The sequence below is a fragment of the Comamonas odontotermitis genome (assembly GCF_040396735.1).
In the GTDB taxonomy this organism is placed as follows: Bacteria; Pseudomonadota; Gammaproteobacteria; order Burkholderiales; family Burkholderiaceae_C; genus Comamonas; species Comamonas odontotermitis_C.
In genome coordinates this window covers 55374-80172 of the sequence record NZ_JBEBNZ010000018.1, presented here as the reverse complement: position 1 = coordinate 80172, position 24799 = coordinate 55374, and the positions used below count along the sequence as shown (strand labels likewise).

The 24799-nt window shown below is 61.6% G+C and carries 25 protein-coding genes; 22 read left to right on the top strand and 3 right to left on the bottom strand.

Going from position 1 to position 24799, the window contains the following annotated elements:
• Positions 1 to 108: 108 nt before the first annotated feature.
• Positions 109 to 498 (top strand): nuclear transport factor 2 family protein, encoded by a 390-nt coding sequence (locus ACH2DG_RS15480; RefSeq protein ID WP_395027243.1) that lies wholly within the window; start codon positions 109 to 111, stop codon positions 496 to 498.
• 264 nt (positions 499 to 762) lie between these two features.
• Here ACH2DG_RS15480 and ACH2DG_RS15475 read toward each other — a convergent pair whose 3' ends face one another.
• On the bottom strand, positions 763 to 1683 hold the full coding sequence (locus ACH2DG_RS15475) for a LysR family transcriptional regulator (protein WP_395027241.1): 921 nt from the start codon (positions 1681 to 1683) through the stop codon (positions 763 to 765).
• Positions 1684 to 1788: 105 nt separating this feature from the next.
• Here ACH2DG_RS15475 and ACH2DG_RS15470 point away from each other — a divergent pair, with 105 nt between their 5' ends.
• A complete protein-coding gene (locus ACH2DG_RS15470) occupies positions 1789 to 2808 on the top strand; it encodes an aldo/keto reductase (RefSeq protein WP_395027240.1) in 1020 nt (339 codons plus the stop codon).
• Positions 2809 to 2838: 30 nt separating this feature from the next.
• A complete protein-coding gene (locus ACH2DG_RS15465; RefSeq protein WP_395027239.1) occupies positions 2839 to 3261 on the top strand; it encodes an SRPBCC family protein in 423 nt (140 codons plus the stop codon).
• Positions 3262 to 3835: 574 nt separating this feature from the next.
• Here the strand turns inward: ACH2DG_RS15465 and ACH2DG_RS15460 are convergent.
• A complete protein-coding gene (locus ACH2DG_RS15460) occupies positions 3836 to 4747 on the bottom strand; it encodes a LysR family transcriptional regulator (RefSeq protein ID WP_395027238.1) in 912 nt (303 codons plus the stop codon).
• A gap of 153 nt (positions 4748 to 4900) precedes the next feature.
• Between ACH2DG_RS15460 and ACH2DG_RS15455 the strand changes: the two genes are divergently transcribed.
• The 4 genes from ACH2DG_RS15455 (at position 4901) to ACH2DG_RS15440 (ending at position 8672) form a co-directional block, all read left to right on the top strand.
• Entirely contained in the window at positions 4901 to 5821 is a 921-nt protein-coding gene (locus ACH2DG_RS15455; RefSeq protein WP_395027237.1) for an alpha/beta hydrolase, read from the top strand.
• Positions 5822 to 5852: 31 nt separating this feature from the next.
• The gene (locus ACH2DG_RS15450; RefSeq protein ID WP_395027236.1) at positions 5853 to 6779 is read left to right on the top strand and encodes an alpha/beta hydrolase; all 927 of its coding nucleotides are present in this window, start codon (positions 5853 to 5855) and stop codon (positions 6777 to 6779) included.
• Positions 6780 to 6793: 14 nt separating this feature from the next.
• Positions 6794 to 7429, top strand: coding sequence for an SDR family oxidoreductase (locus ACH2DG_RS15445; RefSeq protein WP_395027234.1), 636 nt, complete (start codon positions 6794 to 6796; stop codon positions 7427 to 7429).
• 73 nt (positions 7430 to 7502) lie between these two features.
• Positions 7503 to 8672: an NADH-dependent flavin oxidoreductase gene (locus ACH2DG_RS15440; RefSeq protein WP_395027233.1), complete on the top strand. Its 1170-nt coding sequence runs from the start codon at positions 7503 to 7505 to the stop codon at positions 8670 to 8672.
• A 608-nt stretch (positions 8673 to 9280) separates the two neighbouring features.
• Here the strand turns inward: ACH2DG_RS15440 and hutC are convergent.
• Positions 9281 to 10009, bottom strand: a complete 729-nt coding sequence (hutC, locus tag ACH2DG_RS15435) for a histidine utilization repressor (protein ID WP_395027231.1) — start codon at positions 10007 to 10009, stop codon at positions 9281 to 9283.
• A 142-nt stretch (positions 10010 to 10151) separates the two neighbouring features.
• Between hutC and ACH2DG_RS15430 the strand changes: the two genes are divergently transcribed.
• From ACH2DG_RS15430 to ACH2DG_RS15360, 15 genes are all read left to right on the top strand, one after another.
• Positions 10152 to 11621, top strand: a complete 1470-nt coding sequence (locus tag ACH2DG_RS15430; RefSeq protein WP_395027230.1) for a purine-cytosine permease family protein — start codon at positions 10152 to 10154, stop codon at positions 11619 to 11621.
• A 42-nt stretch (positions 11622 to 11663) separates the two neighbouring features.
• A complete protein-coding gene (gene hutU, locus ACH2DG_RS15425; protein WP_395027229.1) occupies positions 11664 to 13388 on the top strand; it encodes a urocanate hydratase in 1725 nt (574 codons plus the stop codon).
• A 55-nt stretch (positions 13389 to 13443) separates the two neighbouring features.
• Positions 13444 to 14976 carry a histidine ammonia-lyase gene (hutH, locus tag ACH2DG_RS15420; RefSeq protein WP_395027228.1) on the top strand — a complete coding sequence of 511 codons (1533 nt, stop codon included), beginning with the start codon at positions 13444 to 13446 and terminating at the stop codon, positions 14974 to 14976.
• Positions 14977 to 14992: 16 nt separating this feature from the next.
• Positions 14993 to 15217 carry an arginase family protein gene (locus tag ACH2DG_RS15415; RefSeq protein ID WP_395027227.1) on the top strand — a complete coding sequence of 75 codons (225 nt, stop codon included), beginning with the start codon at positions 14993 to 14995 and terminating at the stop codon, positions 15215 to 15217.
• 18 nt (positions 15218 to 15235) lie between these two features.
• A complete protein-coding gene (locus ACH2DG_RS15410) occupies positions 15236 to 15820 on the top strand; it encodes a HutD family protein (RefSeq protein WP_395027225.1) in 585 nt (194 codons plus the stop codon).
• Between the two features lie 51 nt (positions 15821 to 15871).
• Positions 15872 to 17131 (top strand): imidazolonepropionase, encoded by a 1260-nt coding sequence (gene hutI, locus ACH2DG_RS15405; protein WP_395027223.1) that lies wholly within the window; start codon positions 15872 to 15874, stop codon positions 17129 to 17131.
• 266 nt (positions 17132 to 17397) lie between these two features.
• Complete coding sequence (locus ACH2DG_RS15400; protein ID WP_395027222.1) at positions 17398 to 17658, top strand: hypothetical protein; 261 nt, start codon at positions 17398 to 17400, stop codon at positions 17656 to 17658.
• Positions 17655 to 17945 (top strand): hypothetical protein, encoded by a 291-nt coding sequence (locus ACH2DG_RS15395; protein WP_395027221.1) that lies wholly within the window; start codon positions 17655 to 17657, stop codon positions 17943 to 17945. Before ACH2DG_RS15400 ends, ACH2DG_RS15395 begins: the two co-directional genes overlap by 4 nt.
• Positions 17942 to 19444, top strand: coding sequence for a PepSY-associated TM helix domain-containing protein (locus ACH2DG_RS15390; RefSeq protein WP_395027219.1), 1503 nt, complete (start codon positions 17942 to 17944; stop codon positions 19442 to 19444). Before ACH2DG_RS15395 ends, ACH2DG_RS15390 begins: the two co-directional genes overlap by 4 nt.
• 83 nt (positions 19445 to 19527) lie before the next feature.
• Positions 19528 to 21678, top strand: a complete 2151-nt coding sequence (locus tag ACH2DG_RS15385; RefSeq protein WP_395027217.1) for a TonB-dependent receptor — start codon at positions 19528 to 19530, stop codon at positions 21676 to 21678.
• Between the two features lie 96 nt (positions 21679 to 21774).
• Positions 21775 to 22011 (top strand): hypothetical protein, encoded by a 237-nt coding sequence (locus ACH2DG_RS15380; protein ID WP_395027215.1) that lies wholly within the window; start codon positions 21775 to 21777, stop codon positions 22009 to 22011.
• Between the two features lie 135 nt (positions 22012 to 22146).
• Entirely contained in the window at positions 22147 to 22677 is a 531-nt protein-coding gene (locus ACH2DG_RS15375; RefSeq protein WP_395027214.1) for a hypothetical protein, read from the top strand.
• A complete protein-coding gene (locus tag ACH2DG_RS15370; protein WP_395027213.1) occupies positions 22674 to 23147 on the top strand; it encodes a hypothetical protein in 474 nt (157 codons plus the stop codon). Before ACH2DG_RS15375 ends, ACH2DG_RS15370 begins: the two co-directional genes overlap by 4 nt.
• Positions 23148 to 23194: 47 nt before the next feature.
• The gene (locus tag ACH2DG_RS15365) at positions 23195 to 23821 is read left to right on the top strand and encodes a superoxide dismutase (RefSeq protein ID WP_395027212.1); all 627 of its coding nucleotides are present in this window, start codon (positions 23195 to 23197) and stop codon (positions 23819 to 23821) included.
• Positions 23822 to 23851: 30 nt separating this feature from the next.
• On the top strand, positions 23852 to 24760 hold the full coding sequence (locus ACH2DG_RS15360) for a ZIP family metal transporter (RefSeq protein WP_395027211.1): 909 nt from the start codon (positions 23852 to 23854) through the stop codon (positions 24758 to 24760).
• Positions 24761 to 24799 lie beyond the last annotated feature (39 nt).

The following is a 24799-nucleotide window of genomic DNA, read 5'->3' as shown; positions in this document are numbered from 1 at the left end:
TGGGCGCTATCGAAGGAGGCCTCATGGCCAGGCAGGCCCTCACCCAGGATTTATGGCATTTGGTAACCCCCCTGCCATGCGAAGCATATCCCTCATCGGGAGATCAACATGACCACAGCAACAGATATCATGAAGCTGGAGACGGAGTTCTGGCAGTCGATGATGGACCAGAAGCCAGAAAAAGCCGCAGCCTTGCTGGCCAGCCAGGCGGCCAATGTGGCGCTGTTCGGCATCCACCATTTCAGTCCGGTAGAGTACATCAGGATGGCCCGTGAGGGCCCCGCCAAGCTCACATCCTTCGCCTTCTCCAACGAAAAGGTCATCTTCCCAACGCCGGAGGTTGCCATTGCGACCTACGAGGTGACACAGGGCTTCCTGATGCAGGGTCAGGCCCATGAGACGGTCTGCTTCGACACTACCACCTGGGTCAGAAGCGATGGCCGATGGCTGGCGGCGGTGCATACCGAGACGCCCAGGCAGAAATGCGAGGGCGGATAGTCGCTAGCCTTGCCTTGGATGTGATCAGGACAGACGTTCGCTATGCGTCTCAAAATGGCAACTGGCTGTGTCGCAGTCCGCTAGACAACCTGATCGGCAGCTTTCGTCAGCAGCGAACGGGTAGTGCCGACCCATTACGGTCGTTTGACTTCCCGCTGGCAACAACTGCTTTGCAATGAAGGGTTGACTCCGGCCAATCCATCGTTGACGAAGCTTGATCTCCAGATAGCAGCCATCCGGCTGCTCCTCAGCCCAGTGCAAACTTCACGAAGTCGTTGTCCTTCCATGCACTTCACTGCTCGCGCTGACCAAGGTCTTGCGGAACTCCTCGACCAAGGGCCGCAGATTGATTTTGTGCCAGGCCGCCCATAGCGGTGTGCGGTAGCTCAGCCAAGACAGCTCCCGCAGCATGACGCCCTCGGGCGTCTGGTGGCGCAGGCTTTGCTGGATCGTCGTCACCCCCAGCCCTGCGGCGACCAGACCAAGGGCAGCGAGCGGTTCTGTCGCCTCCATGGAGATCGCGGGGGTGAAGCCGGCTTTCGCGCATGCAGCGATCAGGGTGTCGTGCCGCAGTGCACTCTCCTTGTGCTTCACACCAATCCAGCGTTGCTGCGCAAGATCGGCCGGCTCGATGTCTTGCTTTTCTGCGAGTGGGTGCCCTTTGGGAACAGCCAGAAGCATCGGATCGTTGAGCACTTGCGCCGCTTCAAGATCGGGATCATCCGGCTGGGGTGGTTCGCAGACCAGAGCGATGTCCAGGCTGCGCTGACGAAGCCCTTCCAGTTGCACATCCGACTGCTGGTTGTACAGCGCGATATGCACCGCTGGGCGGCCTTGCCCCAGCTCGCGCAACGCATTGGGCAGCACGCCGGAGTGCATGGCGTACTCCAGATAGCCGATACAGAGCCCGCCCTCGTCACCCCGACCAAGTCTGCGCCCCAGGGACTCGAGCCGGTTGGCGTGCGTGAGCAGTGCGCGCGTCTCTGCAAGAAACGTGCGGCCGTCCCGCGTCAACCGGATGCGTTGCTGCGATCGCTCGAACAGCGCCAGCCCCAGCTTTTCTTCGAGCTGTGCAATCTGCCGGCTCAATGGCGACTGTGAGATATGGAGGCGCTCGGCAGCGCGCCCGACGTGCTCTTCCTCGGCTACGGCGACGAAGTATTGGAGTTGGCGGATATCCAGCAATTAAGACCTCAATGGACTCAAGTTGTGCAAATTATGTCTTGGACAGACTCAACTGGCAATTCTAAACTGACTTCACTTTCAACACTTTTGATGCATGGAGTGACTATGAGTCTCAAAGACAAACTGGCTGGCAACGTTCTCGGTTTCGGCTCAGCCCCCCTGGGCAATATGTTTCGCAACATCCCTGAAGCAGAGGCCCAAGCCACTGTGGACGCGGCCTGGGATCATGGCGTGCGCTACTTCGACTCCGCGCCTTTCTATGGCGCCGGCCTGTCGGAAATCCGCCTCGGCGATGCCCTGTCGCGCCACAAGCGCGACGAGTATGTGCTGAGTACCAAGGTTGGCCGCGTGATCCTGGATGAGCTGGAAGACGCCAGCGCCCGCGACCTGGGCGAGAAAGGCGGTCTGTTCGAATATGGCCGGGCCAACAAGATCGTCAACGACTACTCGGCCGATGCCACGCTGCGCTCCATCGAGGACAGCCTCAAGCGCCTGAAGACCGACCGCCTCGACATCGTGTGGGTGCATGACATCGCTCAGGATTTCTATGGCGACGAATGGCTGTCCTACTTCGAAACCGCTCGCAAGGGTGCATTCCGTGCGCTGACCCGCCTGCGTGAAGAAGGGGTCATCAAGGCCTGGGGCCTGGGCGTCAACAAGGTCGAACCCATCGAGCTGACGCTGGATCTGGCCGAAGCCCAGGCCGACGGCTTTCTGCTGGCGGGACGCTACTCCCTGCTCGACCATGAGCGCGCTTTGCAACGCCTGATGCCCAAGGCGATCGAGCGCAATGCCGAGATCGTGGTCGGCGGCCCGTACAGCTCGGGCATCCTGGCCGGTGGTGCGCACTTCGAATACCAGAAGGCCCCGCCCGAGATCATCGCCAAGGTCGAGAAGATGAAGAGCACGGCGCAACGCCATGGCGTCAGCATCAAGGCTGCAGCTTTGCAATTCGCCCTGGCCAACCCCGCCGTCGCCGCCGTGATCCCGGGAGCCAGCCGCCCCGAGCGCATTGCAGAAGACACCGCCGCGCTCAAGGAAGTCATCCCCGCCGACTTCTGGCGCGACCTGCGCGAACAGAACCTGGTGGCCGCGAATGCGCCGCTGCCTGTCGACAACGTTTGAATCTTTGAGATTGAACAAGAGGAAACCAAAATGGCACAAGCATCTGCAACCATTACCCTGGCAGTAACGCCTGACCAAGTCTGGCAACTGATCGGCGGCTTCGATTCGCTGCCCGACTGGCTGCCGTATATTCCCAAGAGCGTTTCGAGCGAAGGCGGCCGCGTGCGCAGCCTCCTCAACCCCGACGGGGATGCCATCGTCGAGCGCCTGGTGGCCTTCGACCACATCGCACGCAGCTACACGTACGCGATCCTCAAGGCTCCGTTCCCGGTGACCAACTACCTCTCCACCTTGCGTGTGGTCGGGGTCGACGGTGACAAGTCTGCCCGGGTCGATTGGTCTGGTGAGTTCAAGCCCAACGGCGTCAGCGACGAAGAGGCCTCCAAGCTGTTCGAAGGCATCTACCGCGACGGTTTGGATGCCCTGGCCGCAACCATGAAAAGCGGTGCCTAGCTGCCCAGCGGCCTGAGCTTGCATTGGCTAGAGTCAATGCAACTTGCCTGTAGCCCGTCGCCCCTTGGTCGACGGGCTTTTTGTGCTGACCAAGCCATGGGGGCATTTGGTCGTCCGCTCTAATTTCATGGTGAGAAGACCACGCCGTCGCTGGAGTAGACCGGGCGATGGGTCAGCTCCATTGCAGTTCGTTCGCGCGGCAACACGCGGGCTGTTCATTCCCAATCCGCTACAGCGAGTTACTTGTTTCTTGGAGTGGCGCACTGCGACAGGAGCTACCGCTAAATTGCATACTGCTGATTGCCAACACAACGGCGAGAAGCAGACATCCCCAAAAAAGAGGTGACAGGGTGCTTCTGGCCGATATGCGGCTGTCACCGAACTACCCAGAACAGACATAGGCCAACAGCGCTTGAACGACCGCACTGGAGTGCAGCATCTGCATTCGACGGCATAACCAGGCGGTCCGCGTCTGTAGTGCAATGAGAGGCTCTGGCTACTCTTGGCGGCATGCTGCTTACATCGGTCGCTGAGCAGCCCACTATGTTCTTCTCTATGCCTTGTGCTGTGCTGCCTAGATAGCTTCGCGTGCCTGTCGCGCAAGTAGTTCTCGTTGCTCGACGAGGAAATCCATCAGCGCCCTCGTCTTGGCCGGCATCTGCGATCGTGACGGCACGTACAGATAGAAACCCGGAAATGGCGGGCACCAGGCGTCAAGTACCCTGACCAGCGACCCATCGGCTAAATGCCGACGCACGCAGAGGTCGATATGCTGCACCAGTCCCACGCCCTGCACAGCGCCATGCAGCATGCTGTCGTCATCGTTGAAGACTGCGTTTCCCTGGGGCTCGAACACCACCGTGCGCTTTTCCTCATCGGGAGAGGTGAAAGACCAGCGGTCTATTGTGCCGCTGGAAGTGAAGCGGTAGGCGAGGCAGTTGTGCTTCATCAGGTCGGCCGGCGTTTCGGGCATACCGTACCGCTCGAAATATTCCGGTGAGCCGACGATTGCCATCTCCAAGGGAGGCGTGATCGGCACCGCCACCATGTGCTCATCCAGGCTCTCGCCCAGGCGGATGCCGGCGTCCAGGCCCTGGGCCACGATGTTGGAAAACCCATCGTCCATCACCAGTTCCAGCCGCAGCTTGGGATAACGCGCCAAGAACTTACCCATGTGCGGCTCAATCAGCAGGCGCGCGGCGACGCGCGAGGAATTCATGCGGATCAGGCCCGTGGGCTCTACATGGGTTTCTCCGATTTCTGCTACCGCTCGGTCGATGGCCGCCAGCGCCGGCTGCAGGACATCCAGCAGCCGCTGACCCTCTTCGGTCAATGACATGTCCCGCGTCGTGCGGTTGAGCAGCCGCACATTCAAGTGTTGCTCGAGCCCTTTCAAGTGCTGGGACAAGGCCGCACGTGTCACCTCCATTTCCATCGCGGCCTTGGTGAAGCTGCGATGGCGGGCGATATGGGCGAACCAGGTCAAAGAGGAAATGAGAGAGGGCTCAATGGGCATATTGGTTAGTTTAACTAAACACTCATGTCTTTGATAGATGGTTTATTAAATCCAATTCCATCTCTACCATTCAATCCAGTGCTTCACCTTTCAGCACGTTTGCTTCCACTACTGGAGATCCTCATGTCCCAAGTCACGTTCCAGAATCTCAACGGCCAGGGCGTCACCATGGCTGCCGTTATCAACTTCCCAGCGGGCTTCGATGAAAGCAGGAAATACCCGTCGATCGTCGTGTCACACCCGGGCGGCGGGGTAAAGGAGCAGACAGCTGGTTTGTATGCCCGAAAACTGGCCGAGAGCGGTGGCTTCATCACCATTGCCTACGATGCCTCCTACCAAGGCGAGAGCACCGGTCTGCCGCGCCAGCTGGAGAACCCCTACGTCCGCACGGAGGACATCAGCGCCGTCATTGACTACCTGACCACGCTGCCTTATGTGGATGCGGACCGCATTGGCGCCATGGGCATCTGCGCCGGTGCTGGCTACAGTGCCAACGCTGCCATCAATGACCGTCGCATCAAGGCGCTGGGCACCGTGAGTGCGGTGAACATCGGCCAGATGTTCCGCAACGGCTGGGAAAACACCGTCAAGGATGCCGACGCCGTGGGCTACATCGATTTCGGCTCCCAGGCCCGCACGGCGGATGCCGGCAAGGCCGAACTGGCCACCCTGCCATTGGCGCCGATGCGTGAGGAAGATGCACCCAACGCCGAGCTGCGCGAAGCCTGGGAGTACTACCACACACCCCGCTGCGAGCACCCCAATGCTCCCGGCTTCATGACTGCGCGCAGCCTCACGCAAATCATCACCTACGACGCCTACAACAAAGCCGAAGCTTTTCTGACCCAACCCATTCTGGCAGTCGCTGGAAGCGTCGCTGGCAGCAAATGGATGAGCGATGACCTGCTGGCTCGTGCCGCCAGCCAGGACAAGCAGATGCACGTCGTCGAGGGTGCCAACCACATGTCGCTGTATGACGTTCCGAAGTTCGTGGACGAGGCAGTCTCCAAGCTGGCTCCGTTCTTCCAGGTCGCGCTGAAGTAAGACCATTCTCAACCCCAAACTGGAGCCCCCCATGAGCACGACAAAGAGCATCAAGATCAAGACCACCTACTGGGACATTGCAGCCGACCTGTACTTCCCGCCCAATTTCGATGAAAGCCGGAAATATCCGGCCATCATCAGCGCCCACCCTATCGGCAGCTGCAAGGAGCAGACCGCTGGAAACGTCTATGGCAAGGCACTGGCGGAAGCGGGGTTTGTTGTCATCGCCTTCGACCGCAGCACGCAGGGGCAAAGCGGCGGCCTGCCCCGCTATACCGAAGACCCGGCCATGGCCGTCGAGGACTTCAGTCGCGTCACGGACTATCTGGTCACTTTGCCCTATGTGGATGCAGACCGCATCGGCGCGCTGGGCATCTGCGGCGGCGGTGGCTACGCCATTAACGCGACCATGATCGAACGCCGCATAAAGGCCCTGGCCAGCATTACCGGCGTCAACTACGGCCGCCTGTGCCGCGAGGGCTTCAGCGGCTTTGATCCCATCGGACAGATGGAGGCCGTGGCCCAGCAGCGCACCGCCGAGGCCCGGGGTGAGGCGCTCAAGGTCGATCAGTTCGTGCCCCCCTCGATGGATGCAGCAGTCCAAGCGGGCATGACGGACATCGATGTGCTCGGTGCGACCGACTACTACCGCAATCGCTGCGTCAACGACAACGCTGGCACACGCGGTCTGTTCTCGCGCCGCGCGGCCTCCGCCGCCTGGGATGCGTTTCATCTGGCCGAGACCCTGCTGACAACGCCGATGCTCGTGGTCGTCGGCGACAAGCCCGGTGGGTTTGGCGCCTACCGCGACGGACTGGAGATTTATGCGCGTGCTGCATCGAAAGTCAAGGAGTTGGTGGTCGTCGAGGGCGCCTCGCACTACGAGCTGTATGACCAGCCAGGCCCTGTCGGCCAGGCGTTGGCCAAGTTGGTGCCTTTTTTCCAGACCAACCTCTGATTCGGGGCGACACCATGACCAAAGTATTGATCCTGGGTGCCAGCGGCCAGATTGCCCGCTGGGCTGTCCAGATGCTGGGCGAACACAAGGATGTCGAACAGACCCTGCTGGTGCGCGACCCCAAAAAGCTGAGCGGCCACGAGCCGGCCAACGCAAAGGTTGTCATCGGCGATGTGATGGACAAGAAATTACTGGCTCAGATCATGGAGGGTCAGGACCTGGTCTATGCCAATCTGGCCGGCGAAGTGGACGCGCAAACCGAGCGCATCCTAGCCGCCATGCAGTCCAAGGGGGTCAAGCGCCTGATCTTTGTGAACTCGCTGGGAATTTATGACGAAGTGCCGGGCAAGTTCGGCGAGTGGAACCGCCGCGAGATTGGGCAGTACCTGCCGCCGTATCGCAAGTCGGCTGACCTGATCGAAGCCTCCGGCACCGACTACACCATCCTGCGCGCCGCCTGGTTGCAGGATAAGGACGAGGTGAACTACGAGACCACCGCCAGAAACGCGCCTTTCAAGGGAACCGAGGTATCGCGCAAGAGCGTGGCCTCTCTGGCAGTCGATCTGGTGCGGCATCCCGAACGGCTGCTACGCGCCAATGTGGGTGTGAACAAGCCAAACACCGAAGGCGACAAACCAGCCTTCGTTTGAGCCACCCCATGGCCTCATCCTGGCACCACCCGTGCCAGGGTCGACTCTTTGACATCCCGATTTCTCTCTACCGATGACTGACACCCTGTTCCAGCCCTTTGCCTTCGCAAATGGCCTCACGCTACGCAATCGCCTGGTGATGGCCCCCATGACCACTTGGTCAGCCAACCCAGACGAAACCATCTCCGATCAGGAGCTGGCCTATTACCGCGCCCGCAGCCAAGGCGTGGGTCTGGTGCTCACGGGTTGCACCCATGTGCAGCCCAGCGGCATTGGCTTTACCGACGAGTTCGCGGCCTATGACGACCGCTTCATCCCGAGCCTGCGCAAACTGGCTCAGGCCGCAAAAAGCGGCGGTGCACCTGCAGTGCTGCAGATCTTCCACGCCGGCAACAAGGCCGTACCCAGCCTGATCCCCCATGGCGAAGTGGTCAGCGCGAGCAGTCTGTCTGCACCCAAGGGACCGTTCAATGACGGTAAGACCCCAAGCCGGGCCTTGAGCCATGAAGAAATCCTGGGCGTAATCCGTGATTTCGGCGCAGCCACTCGCCGCGCCATCGAGGCGGGCTTTGACGGCGTGGAGCTGCATGGCGCCCATGGGTTTCTGATCCAGAACTTTCTCTCGCCTCTGTTCAATCAACGCACGGACTCATGGGGTGGCTCATTGGAGAACCGCATGCGCTTCCCGCTCGAAGTGGTTCGTGAGGTACGCCGCGTAATCGCCGCCCATGCCAAGCATCCGTTCCTGTTAGGCTATCGCATCTCTCCCGAAGAACCTGGCGAAGGCGCGCTGCGCATAGAAGATGCATTGGCGTTGGTGGACAGATTGGTCGAACAAGCGCAGATCGACTATCTGCACGCCTCGCTCTACGATCTGCTGGCAGGCAAGCCACAGAACAGCAACCATGGCGACAAGAGCGACGAGACCACTGCCGAGCGATTCATCAAGCGCGTAGCCGGGCGAGTGCCGCTGCTGGCAGCGGGCCAAATCCGCATGCCTGAGCAAGCGCGCCGTGCAATGGCTCTGGGACTTCCATTGGTAGCCGTGGGCAAGGGGCTGGTGATGAACACACAGTGGGTGGAACTGGCACAGTCCGGATGTGATGCCGAGATAGACTCAGTGTTGGATTTGTCTAACGAACCTGATGACCTTCAAATACCTGACAAGCTGTGGTCTGCAATCTTGGCGACTCCCGGCTGGTTCCCGGTACGCGACAAATCAGAGGACTTGGCCCAAGCATGACGTCGTTCGAAAGCGGCCACTTGTTCTGCAGATACCCGTGGCAGCCGAGTACGGAGGTTCAGCAGCAGTTACATGCATTGCTGAGACGGCGTGCGCAAGTCAGTGCCCATCAAGCTGCAATCAAACAAACACTCAAAGACATCTCACTACCCGGGCCGCAACTAGCCAGCCTGATGCAGTCACTCGAAGACTTGCACAACCCTTGTACGTCGTTGCTTCGCCGGGGGCGCCCAGCCTTGTCGTACGTCTGTATTGTCTGCAGCTTCGCCTACCGCGGCTCGGCCTAGCGCGGCCCGGCCTGACGCGGCCCGGCGCCTCGGCCCAACCGCAAATCTGCGATTTGCTGGGTTGTGTTAGCGGCTCTTCGGCCGATTCTTCCCCTATCCCCCACACCTAACCAAGTTCACACATTGAACTTGGCACAGCGCTGGAGTTATGCCGCACGCCCTGTGGATCCATAAAAGGAACCAGCGCAGTGATCGCGCAATAGCCGCGCTCGGGGTTTGAGAGATCGATTGATTCCAGACCGGGCCACAAAGCCCCCACTGCAGCATTGAGGATTTTGTTGTCATGCCCAGGCATCACACGTCCCGCATGAGAAGCTATTCTCAAAAGCTGCCTGTGAATTGGTAGCGCGAGGCAGGATGCCACAGTGCCGACACCGATGCCACCTGGCCCTGTGAGCGCGTGACGCGGCGCAACACCAGGCAGGGTTCACCGGTTTCAATACGCAGCATTTCGGCTACGTCGGCAACTGGCATGCTGGCCTCAATCGAGAACTGCACCCCCTGCAATGGCGCGACGCGCATCAAATAGGCGTTTGGCGTCTGGCTACCGAAGTCCTGGGCCATGTAGTCGGGCGCCACCGCCGGGTTGACATACCGGTCCTCGACCTGGATGGGCACGTCGTTCTCAAAATGGATCACTACCGAGTGGAACAACGCCTGAACGGTAGGTAGCTCGAACTGCCGCATCAGCAAGGTGTCGGCCCGATAGCGTTCGAGCTTCTGAAGCTCGCCACGGTGCTGGTGTCCTCGCGCCGCGATCTCGTCGGCAATATTGCGTAGTTGAACCAGGGTGGATTGGTACTTCTGCTGAGCCACGAAAGTGCCCGAGCCCTGAACCCGCGTCAGCGTCTGCTCGTCGCTGAGTTCCCGCAAGGCGCGATTGACCGTCATGCGAGCGACGTTGAATTGCCTGGCCAAGGCTGCTTCGCTGGGAATCGCCTCCCCCTGCTGCCATTGACCGCTATGGATCTGCTGCAGCACATGTTCCTTGATGCGCTGGAACGCCGGAATCACCGCTTTTGCCGCGGTCGCTGGAGTACGGACTGACATAGGGTTTGTGCGGATCAAAAGTCTGTAAAAGTTGATTGACGTATTGCCAAGTAAAACACGAAAATTGGTATATACAACTTATCAAATTTTACCCAATAGTTGTATGTAATTTATACAAACAGAGCAATCGGAGACCATTCCCATGAGCATTGATTCTTCCGCAGCTGCGGGGCTGGGGCGTATGGAAACACGAACCATCGACATGGTTCCCGAGCATGAGCGTCACGGCTCGCCTTTCAGCCAGTTCACCCTCTGGTTCGGCGCCAACATGCAGATCACGGCCGTGGTCGATGGTGCCCTCGCCGTGGTCTTCGGTGCCGAAGCCATGACTGCCATCCTCGGCCTGTTGATCGGCAACATCCTCGGCGGCATCGTCATGGCGCTGCACTCTGCCCAAGGGCCCCGGTTGGGCCTGCCGCAGATGATTTCGAGCCGCGTGCAGTTCGGCGTCAAGGGCGCTGCCCTTCCCCTGCTGCTGGTCATCCTCATGTACCTGGGTTTTGCGGCAACGGGTACAGTGCTCTCGGGCCAGGCCATCAACCTGATGTTCGGCTTCAGCACGCCTGCGGCCGGCATCATCATCTTCGGCGCGCTGACCGCGCTGGTTGCGCTCATTGGCTACAAGCTGATCCATGTGGTGGGCCGGATCTCCACCGTCGTGGGCATCCTGGGTTTCGGCTACCTGGCCTGGCAGTTGTGCCTTCACTACGACGTGGTCAGCGCCTTCGGCCAGAAGCCCTTTACCTGGACCAGCTTTCTGACGGCCATGGCGCTGTCTGCCGGCTGGCAGATGACGTTCGCGCCGTATGTGGCCGACTACTCGCGCTACCTGCCAAGCAAGACCTCGACGGCTTCGACCTTCTGGACCACCTTCGGCGGCAGCGTGATCAGCGCTCAACTGGCCATGACCTTCGGCGTTCTGGTGGCTGCCCTGGGCGGCAACTTCATCAAGAACCAGGTGGGATTTCTGGGTGACCTGGCAGGCCCCCTGGCCGTGGTGATCTACCTGGTCATCGTTACCGGAAAGCTCACGGTCAACTGCCTCAATGCCTATGGCGGCGTGATGACCATGCTGACCACAGTCAGCGCCTTCAATGACAAGAAGCACTTCTCGCCGGCCACCCGCCTTGCCTACATCCTGGGTTTTGTGCTGCTCACGGTGCTGGTGGCCCTGCTGGCCAGCTCCAACTTCCTGGCCACCTTTAAGAACTTCGTGCTGCTGCTGCTCACGGTGTTCGTTCCCTGGAGTGCCGTCAACCTCGTCGACTACTACCTGGTCTCCAAGGAAAAGGTAGACATCCCTGCGCTCTACGACAGCGAGGGCCGGTACGGTGCCTACAACGGCGTGGCGCTGTTCAGCTACGTGCTGGGCATCATCGTCCAGATTCCGTTCATCAACCAGGCCATGTATGAAGGCCCGCTTGCCAAGGCCATGGGCGGTGCCGATATCTCCTGGATCGTGAGCCTGATCGTCACCTCACTCGTCTACTACCCATTGGCCAAAAGGACCATGAACGTCCCCCGGCAGATGATTTACCCAGCGGAGCAGTCCGCCGCAGCCTCTGAGCACGGCAACCCCGATGGCTATCCGAATACCGCTTCCGCTGCGTAAGCGCCAGCGCCCCTAATCTATGTTTTCATGAAGGACATGACCATGAACGCCAACGACACCATTCTCCAAGCCGCGCAGCAGGATCCCCGCTACGACGCCAACCGCGTCATCCGCGCGCCCCATGGCAGCACGCTGCACTGCAAGAACTGGCTGGCCGAGGCCGCCTACCGCATGCTGCAGAACAACCTGGATCCCGATGTGGCCGAGAACCCCAAGGCCCTGGTGGTCTACGGCGGCATCGGCCGCGCGGCCCGCAACTGGGAGTGTTATGACGAAATCCTGGCCCAGCTCAAGAAGCTCGAAGCTGACGAATCGCTGCTGATCCAGTCGGGCAAGCCCGTCGGCGTATTCAAGACCCATCCTGACGCACCACGCGTGCTGCTGGCCAACTCCAACCTGGTGCCCAAGTGGGCTACTTGGGAGAAGTTCAACGAACTGGACCAGAAGGGCCTGTTCATGTACGGCCAGATGACAGCCGGCAGCTGGATCTACATCGGCAGCCAGGGCATCGTGCAGGGCACGTTCGAGACCTTTGTCGAAGCCGGCCGCCAGCACTACAACAACGATCTGACCGGCAAGTGGATTCTCACCGCCGGGCTGGGCGGCATGGGTGGCGCGCAGCCGCTGGCCGCAACGCTGGCCGGGGCCTGCTCGCTGAACATCGAGTGCAAGCAAAGCAGCATCGACTTCCGCCTGCGCACCCGCTATGTGGACAAGCAGGCCAAGGACATCGACGACGCGTTGGCCCTCATCCAGCAGCACACCGAAAAGGGCGAGGCCGTCTCCATCGCCCTGCTGGGCAACGCAGCGGAAATCCTGCCCGAGCTGGTCAAGCGCGCCAAGGCCGGTGGCCCAAAGCCTGACATCGTGACCGATCAGACCTCCGCCCACGACCTGATCAACGGCTACCTGCCCGTGGGCTGGACCGTTGCGCAGTGGGAAGCAGCCGCTGCCGATCCCGGCCAGCACGCCAAACTCAGCAAGGCCGCCGCCCAGGGCTGCGCCCAGCACGTACAGGCCATGCTGGACTTCCAGGCCATGGGCATCCCCACGGTGGACTATGGCAACAACATCCGCCAGGTGGCGTTCGACGAGGGGGTGAAGAACGCCTTCGACTTCCCAGGCTTCGTGCCAGCCTACATCCGCCCGCTGTTCTGTGAGGGCAAGGGTCCGTTCCGCTGGGTGGCGCTTTCGGGCGATCCCGAAGACATCTACAAGACCGATGCCAAGATCAAGGAACTGTTCCCGGAGAACAAGCACACCCACCGCTGGCTGGACATGGCGCGTGAGCGCATTGCCTTCCAGGGCCTGCCTTCACGCATCTGCTGGCTGGGTCTGGGCGAGCGCCACAAGGCGGCCCTGGCCTTCAATGAGATGGTCAAGAATGGCGAGCTCAAGGCGCCCGTCGTGATTGGACGAGACCACCTCGACTGCGGCTCCGTGGCAAGCCCCAACCGCGAAACCGAAGCCATGAAGGATGGCACCGACGCTGTCTCCGACTGGCCACTGCTCAATGCCCTGCTCAACACCGCAGGCGGCGCCACCTGGGTCAGCCTGCACCATGGCGGAGGCGTCGGCATGGGCTACTCTCAGCATGCTGGTGTGGTCATCGTGGCCGATGGCACGGATGAGGCCGCTGCACGCCTGGGCCGTGTGCTGTGGAATGATCCGGCGACCGGCGTGATGCGCCACGCGGATGCAGGCTATGAGATTGCCGTCGAGGCATCCAGGCGCCACGGCCTGAACCTGCCCATGGTCAAGTCCTGAAAGAGCCCGCCGACGAATCAACCGGGCGCTCCGATGAAGCGCCCAAGGAAAGCACATGACACACCTGCACATCCAACCCGGCCAATTGAGCCTCGCCGACCTGCGCCTGACCTATGAACAACCTGTAAGGCTGCAACTGGACACCAGTGCGGGCGAGGCCATTGCCGCAGCCGTGGCCTGCGTCGAGAAAATCATCGCCGAAGGCCGCACTGCCTATGGCATCAACACCGGTTTCGGCCTGCTGGCCTCCACCAAGATCGCGCCCGAAGACCTGGCCAAGCTGCAGCGCTCGCTGGTGCTGTCCCACGCCGCCGGTGTGGGCGAGGCCCTGGACGATGCCATGGTGCGGCTCATCATGGTGCTCAAGATCAACAGCCTGGCGCGCGGCATCTCCGGCATCCGCCGCGTCGTCATCGACAGCCTGATGGCTCTGGTCAACGCCGAGGTCTATCCCCATATCCCGCTCAAGGGATCGGTGGGCGCCTCGGGTGATCTGGCGCCGCTGGCCCACATGTCGCTGGTGCTGCTGGGCGAAAGCAAGGCTCGCTACCGCGGCGAATGGCTGCCCGCAAAGGAAGCCCTGGCCATCGCCGGCCTGCAGCCGCTGACGCTGGTCGCCAAGGAAGGCCTGGCATTGCTCAATGGCACTCAGGTGTCCACCGCCTATGCGCTGCGCGGTCTGTTCGAGGCCGAAGACCTGCTGGCCGCCGGGCTGGTGTGCGGCAGCCTCAGCGTGGAAGCACTGCTCGGCTCGCGCCTGCCCTTTGATGCCCGCATCCACGCCGCACGTGGCCAGAAGGGCCAGATTGACGTGGCCGCCGCCTTTCGCGATCTGCTGACACCGCACAGCGAAGTGGGCGAGTCGCACCTGGACTGCGACAAGGTGCAGGATCCTTACTCGCTGCGCTGCCAGCCGCAGGTCATGGGCGCCTGCCTGACGCAACTGCGCCAGGCGGCCGAGGTGCTGGCCGTCGAGGCCAATGCCGTGTCCGACAACCCGCTGGTGTTCGCCGAGCAGGGCGACGTCGTCTCGGGCGGCAACTTTCATGCCGAACCAGTGGCCATGGCAGCCGACAACCTGGCACTGGCGCTGGCCGAGATCGGCTCACTGTCTGAGCGTCGCATCTCGCTGATGATGGACAAGCACATGTCGCAGCTGCCACCGTTCCTGGTAAACAATGGGGGCGTGAACTCTGGCTTCATGATCGCCCAGGTCACTGCTGCGGCCCTGGCCTGCGACAACATCTCGCTGGCCCATCCCGCCAGTGTGACCAGCCTGCCCACCTCGGCCAACCAGGAAGACCATGTCTCCATGGCACCCAACGCAGGCAAGCGCCTGTGGGCCATGGCCGACAACGTGCGTGGCATCCTGGCCATCGAATGGTTGGGCGCTTGCCAGGGTCTGGATTTCCGCACCGGACTGAAGACCTCGCCCAAGCTTGAGGAAGCCCGAAGCCTGCTGCGCGCAAGCGTTCCCTTCTACCAGGAAGACCGCTTTTTCGCGCCCGACATCGAAGCGGCCAGCACCCTGCTCGCCAGCGGCCACCTGGGCCGTCTGATCACTGCGGATCTATTGCCCAGCCACTGAGATGGTGAACACGCCCATGAACCAGGCCACAGAGCGTTGGACCGCCGCCGTCATGCCCACTGTCTCGGTGCCCGTGGCCTATCGTGTACCCATGGGCGCGGTCGAGGCTATCGTCGACAGGGTGTGCCTCATCGGCAAGCTGCGCGTGGCTGACCTGGCGGAGCGCAATCCGTGCTTCGACCAGGACAGCCATGGGGCGCGAGCAGCGGCCAGGCTGGCCAGCCGCATGCTGCAGGCATAACCGAGGAGCCTCATACCCATGCATCGCTTCGATCTGAACGAAATCGCAGCCCGTCCGTGGAAGAACGGAGGCGGCAGCACGCGTGAGATTGCGTGCTGGCCACCAGGCGCAGACATGGACAGTTTCGGCTGGCGAGTGAGCATTGCCACAGTTGCCAAGGCTGGCCCATTCTCGGCATTTCCCGGCATAGACCGTCAGATCATGCTGTTGGATGGCAATGGGTTGCAACTGGTCGGTGCAGCAGCAGGCATCGATCACACATTGCAGCAACGATGGCAGCCGTTTGCTTTTTCTGGTGATGCGGCATTGGAATGCAGCATGCTGGGCGGCATATGCACCGATTTCAACGTCATGACACGGCGCGGCCAGTGGTCCGCCGAAGTACTGATCCAAGGCACTGAGGCTCTACCCGGGCACAGCGCCGCAGGTCTGTGCATGGTGCTGCAGGGCAGCTTTCTTCAGGACGATGCCCTGCTGTGCACCGGCCAGGGCCTTCTGTGGTGGGACATGGGCGATGACCAGATCCGAAGCCCCGCCCCTTTGCTGCCGCGCGATGCAGACAGCCGCCTGGTACTTGTCAACCTGAGGCAGGCCGGACGATGACGCTGGCCCATCGATCACTATTCAACCAGAATTTTCAAAGGATCCCATGCCATGACCATAACCGCAACGCCCCCCTTTTCTGCTGACGGACGCTGGCTGGACGTGCGACTGGCACCCGGACTGTCCGCCGCCGATGTGCCAGTGGCCGAGGAGCAGCCAGCCTGCATAGTGGTTGAACAAGGCCGCATCGTATGGGTAGGTCCGCAAGATCAGGTGCCGGCCTCCTATCAGCGCATGCCCGCACATGAAGGCGGAGCTCGTCTTGCCACGCCAGGTCTGGTGGATTGCCATACCCATTTGGTCTACGGCGGAGAACGCTCCAACGAGTTTGCCATGCGCCTGGCCGGAGCCACCTACGAAGAGGTGGCGCGTGCCGGCGGCGGCATCGTCTCCAGCGTCAAGGCCACGCGTGAGGCCAGCGAGGAAGAGCTGATCGCCCAGGCCTTGCCGCGCCTGGACCAGTTGCTGGCCGAGGGCGTGACAGCCATCGAGATCAAGTCGGGATACGGCCTGTCACTGGAGCACGAGCGCAAGCAGTTGCGTGTGGCCAGGCGCCTCGCCGAGCTGCGCGGCGTGACCGTGCGCACCACCTTCCTCGGTGCCCATGCGCTGCCGCCCGAATACGGTGGCCGCAGCCAGGACTATATCGATCTGGTCTGCCGTGACATCATGCCCGCGCTGGCCGCCGAAGGCCTGATCGATGCCGTGGACGTATTCTGCGAGCGCATCGCCTTCTCGCTGGCCGAGACCGAGCAGGTTTTCAAGGCGGCGCAAGCACTGGGCCTGCCCGTGAAACTACACGCCGAGCAGTTGTCGAACATGGAAGGCGCAGCCCTCGCCGCGCGCTATGGCGCTCTGTCCTGCGATCATATTGAACACCTGTCCGACAAGGGTATTGCCGCCATGCGTCAGGCGGGCACCGTTGCCGTGCTGTTGCCCGGCGCCTTCTACACGCTACGCGACACCCAGGTGCCGCCCATCGCAGGCCTGCGGGCCGCTGGGGTGCCAATGGCCGTCTCCACGGACCACAATCCGGGCACCTCCCCCGCCCTGAGCCTGCTGCTGATGGCCAACATGGCCTGCACACTGTTCGGACTCACCGTGCCCGAGGCACTGGCCGGCATCACCCGCCATGCGGCGCGCGCGCTGGGCCTGCAGGACGAGCAAGGCCTGATCACATCGGGACGGCCCGCCAACTTCGTACTCTGGCCCGTGCGCCACGGGGCTGAACTGGCCTACTGGTTCGGCCAGAAACCCGACTGCACTGTGGTGCGCCAGGGGATGATCGCCTCGGGCCACAGATCCGCATGATGTTCTAGGAAAGGTGTCCGATCCGGCGTTGTTGCATCACAACTGCGTCTGGGATTTGGGTAGCTCGGCCTCAGGCCGATTTATGCAACAAAGCCCACCATGCGGAATGCAACCAGAGCGCAACGGTGTCGGTCTTCCGAAGCAGCCAGAAATCTGCAGCGGGCTTCTGCAAAAGATGGGTTCAAGCAACAGCGCGTGACCGGCCAAAGTCCTCATTTCATAATCGATAATATAATTGATAATTATTCTCATTATTAATTCTATTCATGTGGATTGGTATTGCGCTGGCTGCTGTATGCAGCTGGCTTTTTCTTTGTGCCACTTATCGCGTTGACGGTCCACTGCGCGGCTGGCCAGGCACCCTGCTGGGCTCCCTGGCGGCAATGCTGGCGGTATGGCTGGTGCATGCGTCCGGGCTGGGGCTGGCCGTCTCCATTGCGCTGGCGCTGTCCGTGATGATCCTGATCCTGCCCTGCCTGAGCTACTGGCAAGCGACACGTCGCCAGGCGAAGAAAGGCGCCCGATGAGTCGCACCGGCCAAGCTGCATCATTCCCACGCCATCTGCTGTTCAAGGGGCTCACAGGCTTTCTGCTGGGATTTCCACTGGCACTGTGGCTCAGTTGGTTGCTGATGTATGGCGGCTTGCTGCCCGCTTTCGTCCCCGTACGCGACCAGATTGCCATGTGGTTGGCGGTGTTGCTGTGGGCCCTTGCACCATGCCTGGCATTTCTGGCCCAGAGCCGCAGGCAATGCACGATGGCGTTCCTGCTGGCCAACGCTGCAGCCTTTGCAGCCTGGAAGGTGCTGCAATGAAGGCACAGACTGTCAAGGACTATCTGGCTGTTCACACCTGGGTCGGCATTCTCTGCGGATTGGTGCTGTATGTGGCCTTCTATGCAGGCGCTTTCTCGATGCTGGAAGCCGAAATCACGCGCTGGACGCAGCCTCCCGCACCAGCCTCCAGCGCCATCAGCGACGACGGCGACGCACTGGCCAAGGCCTTTCTGGATGCCAACCCCGGCATCAAGGGGCGCGTGCGTTTGCGCTGGCCTGGCGCCGACAATGCCCAGCCCGCGCTGGCGCACATGGTGCGCGGTGAAGACCCGGTCTGGTGGCAGCTCGGCACAGATGGTCAACTCCTGCGTATGGACAGCATGCCGCGGGATGACGACACCAGCGGTAATTTCGTGGACTACCTGCACCGCAAGGGCGGCCTGCCCATTCCCCTGGAGGTTGCCGAGCCGCTGATCGGTCTCGTCTCCCTTGCCTATGCCTTGGCGTTGGTGTCAGGCGTCGTGGTGCTGCTGCCCTCACTGGTCAAGGATCTGTTCTACCTGCGCCTGGGCGCCAACCTCAAACGCATGTGGCTGGACGTTCACAACCTGCTGGGTGTCGCCAGCCTGCCATTCCATCTGGTGATCGCACTGAGCGCGGCTGTGTTCGGCCTGCACGACATGGTGTATCTGGCACAGGACAAGTTCATTTACCAGGACGGCCTGCGCCCCACCGTGGCGCGCGACAGTGTTGCGCCGCCCAAGGTGGTTCGTACCGACTGGCTGCCGCCCAGCGAGATCAAGCACCGCGTGCAGCAACAGGTTCCGGATTTCCGGCCTCTTGCGCTGGACTATGTCATGCAGCCGACAGGGACGGTGGCAGTGGTTGGCGGCAGTGACGAGCGCAACTTTCAGCGCGCCTCGCGCTATGGCCTCGCTTTCGTGAATCTGGGCAACGGCGAAATCTATGACCGCAACTACCTGCCCGGAGCCAGCGGCGCCGTCTCCACCGCGCTGCTCAGCAGCCTGTTTTCGCTGCACTTTGGCAGCTATGGCGGCGACACGGTGCGTGTGCTGTACCTGCTGCTGGGCCTGTCGGGTGCACTGCTTTTCTACACCGGCAACCTCCTGTGGATCGAGACGCGCACCAAGCGTGCACGGCGACCGCAAGACGGAGGCGTCATGGAGCGTCCGCGTCACGTGCGCATTGTCTCTGCCCTCACACAGGGCGTCTGCCTGGGTTGCGCCGCTGCGTTGCCAGCCACCTTGGTGCTCGCCCATTGGTTTGCGCCCCGACTGGCTGATCTGAATCTTCTGCACCAGAGCGTGTTCTACGCGGTCTTTGCGGCCTGCATCACCTGGGCAATCTGGCGTGGAACCGAACGTGCAGCCCGCAGCCTGCTGTGGTTCACGGCACTGTGCAATGCATTGGTGCCCCTCGCCGTGGCGCTGAGCCCGGGCCCGGATGGCGTGCTGCTGGGCGCAACCTGCATGGTGCTAGCACTGTTCTTTGGCTGGCTGGCCTGGAGACAGCGGTGATGGCAGCGTTGTCACGCAGGCGTACGAATTCATTGCGACCCATTCTCAAATCTCAATCGATTTATTGACAGAAAGCACCTTCCATGAACGCCAACATCCGACGCCGACTGCGACTCACCCCGATTGCACTGGCCCTGACCGCCGCCGGCACCAATACGCTCGCCCAAACCGCCTCCACGCAGAATGAAGCCGCATTGCCCACGGTGACGGTGCGCAGCAAGTACGAGCGCGAAGATCTGCCCAATCGCGCGCCGGGCAACAAGGCGGCGTCGGGTGCACGTCTGGGAATCCTGGGCGCCACCTCCATCATGGAAGCGCCCGTGCATGTCAACGCCTACACGCGCGAGCTGGCCGAGGACTGGTCGGCGCTGACCTTGCAGGATGTGCTGGAGAACGAGTCTGCCGTCGTCTTCACCACCAACAAGAACCACATGCTGCAGAACTTCAATCTGCGTGGCCTGGACATGGGCGCCATCGACATCGCCACCAATGGCCTGTATGGCATTGCGCCGGCCAACTCGGTGCCGGTCGAGATGTTCGAACGCATCGAAGTGCTGCGCGGCCCCAATGTTCTGCTCTCGGGCATGCCCCCAGCGTCCAGCGTGGCCGGTACGGTCAACATGGTGACCAAGCGCGCGCTGGCGCAGCCCATTGCCGACCTGACGGTCACCTATGGCTCGCACTCCTATTTCCAGGCGCACGCCGACGTGGGCAAGCGCTTTGGCGACGAAAAGCGCCTGGGTCTGCGCTTCAACGGCGTCTATGGCGATGGCGAGATGGGTGCCAAGGATGAAAGCCAGAAGCGCCAGGTCGGCGCACTGGCGCTGGATTACCTTGGAGACAATGCCCGCTTCTCGCTGGATCTCTACAACAGCGTCAACAAGATCGACAACGGCAGCCCCGGCATGTTCAACTTTCTGGGAACTTCGGCCATTCCCGGCGTAGGTCGCCTGCTGGATCCGCCCAAGGGCGACACCAACATGTTCCGGGGCACCCATGGCAAGTATGACAACAGCGGCGTGCTGGCCCGCGCCGAGTTCGACTTCAACCAGAACTGGCAAGGCTATGCGGCCGCAGGCGGCTCCAGCTCCGAGGGCCAGGGTCTGATGTTCGGTACCCGCGCCTTTGTCACCGGTGCAGATGGCACCACACGCGGCGCCATCTACAACGTGGACACCCGCTCGCAACGCCGTACCGCCGAGGCCGGTGTGATCGGCAAGTTTGATACCGGCAGCATCAAACACAGGCTGCAGCTCTCCGCCAATGTGTTGCGGATCACCGAGGGCACCAACAACAACGCCTGCAACTACTGCTACACCACCAATATGTACGACCCGGTCACGCCCGTGTTCCCACCGGCTCCGGAATGGACAGGTTACGGATCTGCGCGCGTGGCTACAAAGAACAACTTCCGTTCGCTGGCCGTTGCCGACACCATGGGCTTTGCCGGAGACACCGTGCTGCTGACCATCGGCGGACGCCACCAGACCGTGAAGATGCCTTACTCCAGCTACAGCGAAAGCCGCTTCTCGCCCATGATTGCTGGCGTACTGCAACCCTGGGGCGACAAGGTATCGCTCTTTGGCAACTACACAGAAGGCCTGGAGCCAGGTCAGGTCGTGGGTCTGGGTTACGCCAACGAAGGGCAGGCCCTGGCACCCAAGGTCACCAAACAGGTCGAGCTGGGTGTGAAGCTGCAGACGGGTGAGCTGACCCACACCATCAGCGCCTACGAGATCAAGCGCCCTTCGTTCATCAGCGTCAACAACGGCGGAACCTTACCCACGCTGACTGGCGACGGCGAGCAACGCCTCAGAGGCCTGGAATGGAGCACTTACGGCAACCTGACCAAGGAGCTGGCACTGCTGGGTGGCATCACCCATATCAAATCGGAGCAGCGCAACACCGGCCGCGACACCTACGGCACCCCCGAGTGGCGTGCCCGCATCGGCCTGGATTGGCAAACTCCGGTACAAGGCCTCAAGGTTGGCGGACGGATGATCTACACCGGATCGCAATGGTCTGATTCGGGCAACAAGCTGCGGGTGCCATCGTGGAATCGCTTTGACCTGAACACCAGCTATGCCACCAAGTTTGGGAACACGCCAGTGCGATTCAATGCCAGCGTGGAAAACGTGACCGACAAGAAGTACTGGATCGGCATCTTTGGCGATGGCTTTGTCATGCCGGGTGCGCCACGCACCTTCAAGCTGTCGGCCACCGTGTCGTTCTAAAAGAATACGCATTGAAAGTGCGGGCCACGGTGCCTTCAGGGCTCCGCGTACGCCAACGTCCTCGTTGCCGCCGCCAGTGTCAAACCGGAGGATGTGGTGAAGCACTACGCCGCGCTGCCTGGCGCCCGGCACCTGGGCTATGGCAGCGATATCAGCGCCCACGCCCATGGCTTTGTGGTCAGCTGCCCCCGCGCCGATCTGGTCACCCGCTGGCGCATGCCCCAATCGGCTGGGCAAGCATGGTCTCTGATGGATACGACCACACTGGCAGGCGCTTACTGCGTCAGCAATGCGCGGGACTTTGCCGGTGGAGGCAAGACCGGCGACGGTTGAAAAATTCCCCATATTTGATAATGATAATCATTATTATTAAGATTCCTCCATCAGCCAATCCCGTTGCCGAAGCGTTCCGATTGCCGGTCATCGGCGTCATGCAAGGCGTCGCCTGGGTTGATGGAGAGGAATACCGTGCCCTACCCCGAGGATGACATTGAGCATGTGATGCAAGAGCATGTTGCGCTGCTGCGTCACTACGCCCAGGTGCAACAGCGCTGCTCGGCGCAGATGCAGAGCCAGTTCAACGAGATCCAGCATCTGCAAGCCCAGATTCTGCGGATGCGCGCGCAACTCGTCGTCCTCCAGAGTGCCCTTGCATGGGAATGCCCAAGGCCGCGCTCGGCGCTGGCCAATATCTCCGACAGCACCGCCCACCCACCTGCAGCAGGCCTCGCCGAGCCAGAACACTCCGTGGAGAGCGCGCCCGCTGGTGCGGAACTCGAGTGGCTGGGGCACAGCCTGCACGAAGCCGATCTGGTGATCTGCCAGACCGGCTGCATCAGCCACGGTGCCTTCTGGCGGCTGGCCAACCATTGCAAGCGCACCGGCAAGACCTGCGTACTGGTAGACCAACCCGATGCGCTGCGCATCGTACGCATCCAGCCAGCCGACCTGGGCGCACCTCGCCCCACGGAGCAGATCCCCATCAAGGATATTTCATGACCTTCCATGCCCGCGCTCACGACACCGCCAACGCATCCGTCCTTCCGCTGCTCGATGAGTGGAAGCGCCTGACCCAGGCGGGACTTCAGGCCAGCCGCGCGCATTGCGCTGCACATGCGCTGACCTGGCACGTGAAGGCGTTGCGTGTGGCAAACCGGCTGCTGCTGCAATCCTTCGATGGCGTGGCAGACGATGACCGGCTGGCAGCCTTCGTCGTTGCGCACCTCAATATCGCGGATTGCTATGCCGACATGGGACAGCTCAGCGAAGCTGCGGAATGCGTGGATTGCGCACACCATCGGCTCCTGGCGCTTCTGCAAGACGAGGCAACCCCACATCCATTGCGGCAAGCTGCCTACCGGCACCTGCACCAGACCTTTGCTGCACAAAGGCGGCACAGCCCGGCCTGCGCAGCAAAGTCGCAAATCCAACCTTCGTTCATACCACCCACCGGGTCATTGCTGCATTGACGCGCGAGCGATTCTCTTCCCATGTTCATCCCCACTGGAGACTGCCCATGCCCTACTCCCTGCCCCCTTTGAGCTATGCCTACGATGCGCTGGAGCCTCATATCGATGCGCAAACCATGGAGATTCATTACACCCGCCATCACCAGACCTATGTGAACAATCTCAACGCCGCGCTGGAAGGAACGCAGTATGCCGAGTTGCCGATCGAGACCTTGATTGCCCGGATCGACACACTTCCAGAAAAGCTGCGCTCGCCCGTGCGCAACAACGGTGGCGGTCACGCCAACCACAGTCTTTTCTGGGAAGTCATGTCCCCCCAGGGAGGCGGGACGCCCAGCGGCGACCTGGCCCGGGCCATCGACACCGATCTTGGCGGCTTTGACGCGTTCAAGACCGAGTTCACCAAAGCCGCACTCACCCGCTTCGGTAGCGGCTGGGCCTGGCTCACCGTGAACCCGCAGGGCAAACTGGCAGTGGAAAGCAGTGCCAACCAGGACAACCCCCGCATGGAGGGCATAGGCTCGGGCAACACCGCCATCCTGGGGCTCGACGTCTGGGAGCATGCCTACTACCTGAAATACCAGAACAGACGCCCTGACTACATCGCTGCGTTCTACAACGTCGTGGCGTGGCAAGAAGTCGAGCGCCGCTATACCGCAGCGCTTGGCCGCTGAAGCAACCAACAGCCCAACAGCAAAGCCTCTATGCCCACCGAAAATCCTGCCGCACTCAGCTCTCAGGTACCACGCCTGAGGATCTGGATCGGATTGACCATTTGTGCAGTCGGCCTGTTGGCGCTGTGCGGGCAGATGTGGGCTGCGCTTCAGAGCCAGCCATCGGCGCAGGCCGCCTTGCTCGGCGGAACAGTCGCGGCACTGGCCACTGCGCTGGGAACCTTGCCTGTGCTGCTGACGCAACGGCCATCGGGACGGGTGCAAGACACGCTGTTTGGATTCGGCGCTGGCGTGATGCTTGCGGCCTGTGCCTTCTCGCTGGTCATACCAGGGCTCAATGCGGCCCGCTCCGCACACCTCTTCGGCGGCGGCAATTGGGCAGCAGGTGCCATCGTCGGCATCGCCATCCTGCTCGGCGGTTTGGCTTTGCTCGCTTTGGACCATCTGCTGCCCCATGAGCATTTCATCAAAGGCCGCGAAGGCAGCGATGCCAGGCAATTGCGCCGCACATGGCTCTTTGTCTTCGCCATCGTGCTGCACAACATCCCGGAAGGATTGGCCATCGGTGTCGGCTACGCGGGCAATGAAGGTCTGCGCGCCAATGCCCTGGCCATAGGCATCGCCATACAGGATGTGCCCGAGGGATTTGTGGTTGCGGCAGCCTTGATCGCCGCCGGATATGGCCGAGGCCTCGCCATCGCACTTGGCATGGCATCAGGACTGGTGGAGCCCCTGGGAGCGGTTGTAGGCGCCACCGTTGTTGGCCACTCGGCCCTGCTCCTGCCCTGGGGCCTGGGTTTCGCCGCCGGCGCCATGCTGTTCGTGATCAGCCACGAGATCATTCCAGAGTCCCACCGCAAAGGCCACGAGGCATTCGCCACCGCCGGACTGATGACAGGATTTGTGCTGATGATGGTGCTGGACACCGCCTTGGCGTGAACGCACATGAAAAGGCATGTGCGTTCTTCGCACGACCGC

Coding starts and splice junctions, on each gene's coding strand:
- ACH2DG_RS15450 (WP_395027236.1), top strand. CDS start 5,853: ATGAGCACGACAAAGAGCATCAAGATCAAGACCACCTACTGGGACATT.
- ACH2DG_RS15385 (WP_395027217.1), top strand. CDS start 19,528: ATGAACGCCAACATCCGACGCCGACTGCGACTCACCCCGATTGCACTG.
- ACH2DG_RS15370 (WP_395027213.1), top strand. CDS start 22,674: ATGACCTTCCATGCCCGCGCTCACGACACCGCCAACGCATCCGTCCTT.
- ACH2DG_RS15415 (WP_395027227.1), top strand. CDS start 14,993: ATGAACCAGGCCACAGAGCGTTGGACCGCCGCCGTCATGCCCACTGTC.
- hutC (WP_395027231.1), bottom strand. CDS start 10,009: ATGTCAGTCCGTACTCCAGCGACCGCGGCAAAAGCGGTGATTCCGGCG.
- hutH (WP_395027228.1), top strand. CDS start 13,444: ATGACACACCTGCACATCCAACCCGGCCAATTGAGCCTCGCCGACCTG.
- hutU (WP_395027229.1), top strand. CDS start 11,664: ATGAACGCCAACGACACCATTCTCCAAGCCGCGCAGCAGGATCCCCGC.
- ACH2DG_RS15400 (WP_395027222.1), top strand. CDS start 17,398: ATGTGGATTGGTATTGCGCTGGCTGCTGTATGCAGCTGGCTTTTTCTT.
- ACH2DG_RS15445 (WP_395027234.1), top strand. CDS start 6,794: ATGACCAAAGTATTGATCCTGGGTGCCAGCGGCCAGATTGCCCGCTGG.
- ACH2DG_RS15390 (WP_395027219.1), top strand. CDS start 17,942: ATGAAGGCACAGACTGTCAAGGACTATCTGGCTGTTCACACCTGGGTC.
- ACH2DG_RS15360 (WP_395027211.1), top strand. CDS start 23,852: ATGCCCACCGAAAATCCTGCCGCACTCAGCTCTCAGGTACCACGCCTG.
- ACH2DG_RS15470 (WP_395027240.1), top strand. CDS start 1,789: ATGAGTCTCAAAGACAAACTGGCTGGCAACGTTCTCGGTTTCGGCTCA.
- ACH2DG_RS15365 (WP_395027212.1), top strand. CDS start 23,195: ATGCCCTACTCCCTGCCCCCTTTGAGCTATGCCTACGATGCGCTGGAG.
- ACH2DG_RS15430 (WP_395027230.1), top strand. CDS start 10,152: ATGAGCATTGATTCTTCCGCAGCTGCGGGGCTGGGGCGTATGGAAACA.
- hutI (WP_395027223.1), top strand. CDS start 15,872: ATGACCATAACCGCAACGCCCCCCTTTTCTGCTGACGGACGCTGGCTG.
- ACH2DG_RS15455 (WP_395027237.1), top strand. CDS start 4,901: ATGTCCCAAGTCACGTTCCAGAATCTCAACGGCCAGGGCGTCACCATG.
- ACH2DG_RS15410 (WP_395027225.1), top strand. CDS start 15,236: ATGCATCGCTTCGATCTGAACGAAATCGCAGCCCGTCCGTGGAAGAAC.
- ACH2DG_RS15465 (WP_395027239.1), top strand. CDS start 2,839: ATGGCACAAGCATCTGCAACCATTACCCTGGCAGTAACGCCTGACCAA.
- ACH2DG_RS15480 (WP_395027243.1), top strand. CDS start 109: ATGACCACAGCAACAGATATCATGAAGCTGGAGACGGAGTTCTGGCAG.
- ACH2DG_RS15440 (WP_395027233.1), top strand. CDS start 7,503: ATGACTGACACCCTGTTCCAGCCCTTTGCCTTCGCAAATGGCCTCACG.
- ACH2DG_RS15395 (WP_395027221.1), top strand. CDS start 17,655: ATGAGTCGCACCGGCCAAGCTGCATCATTCCCACGCCATCTGCTGTTC.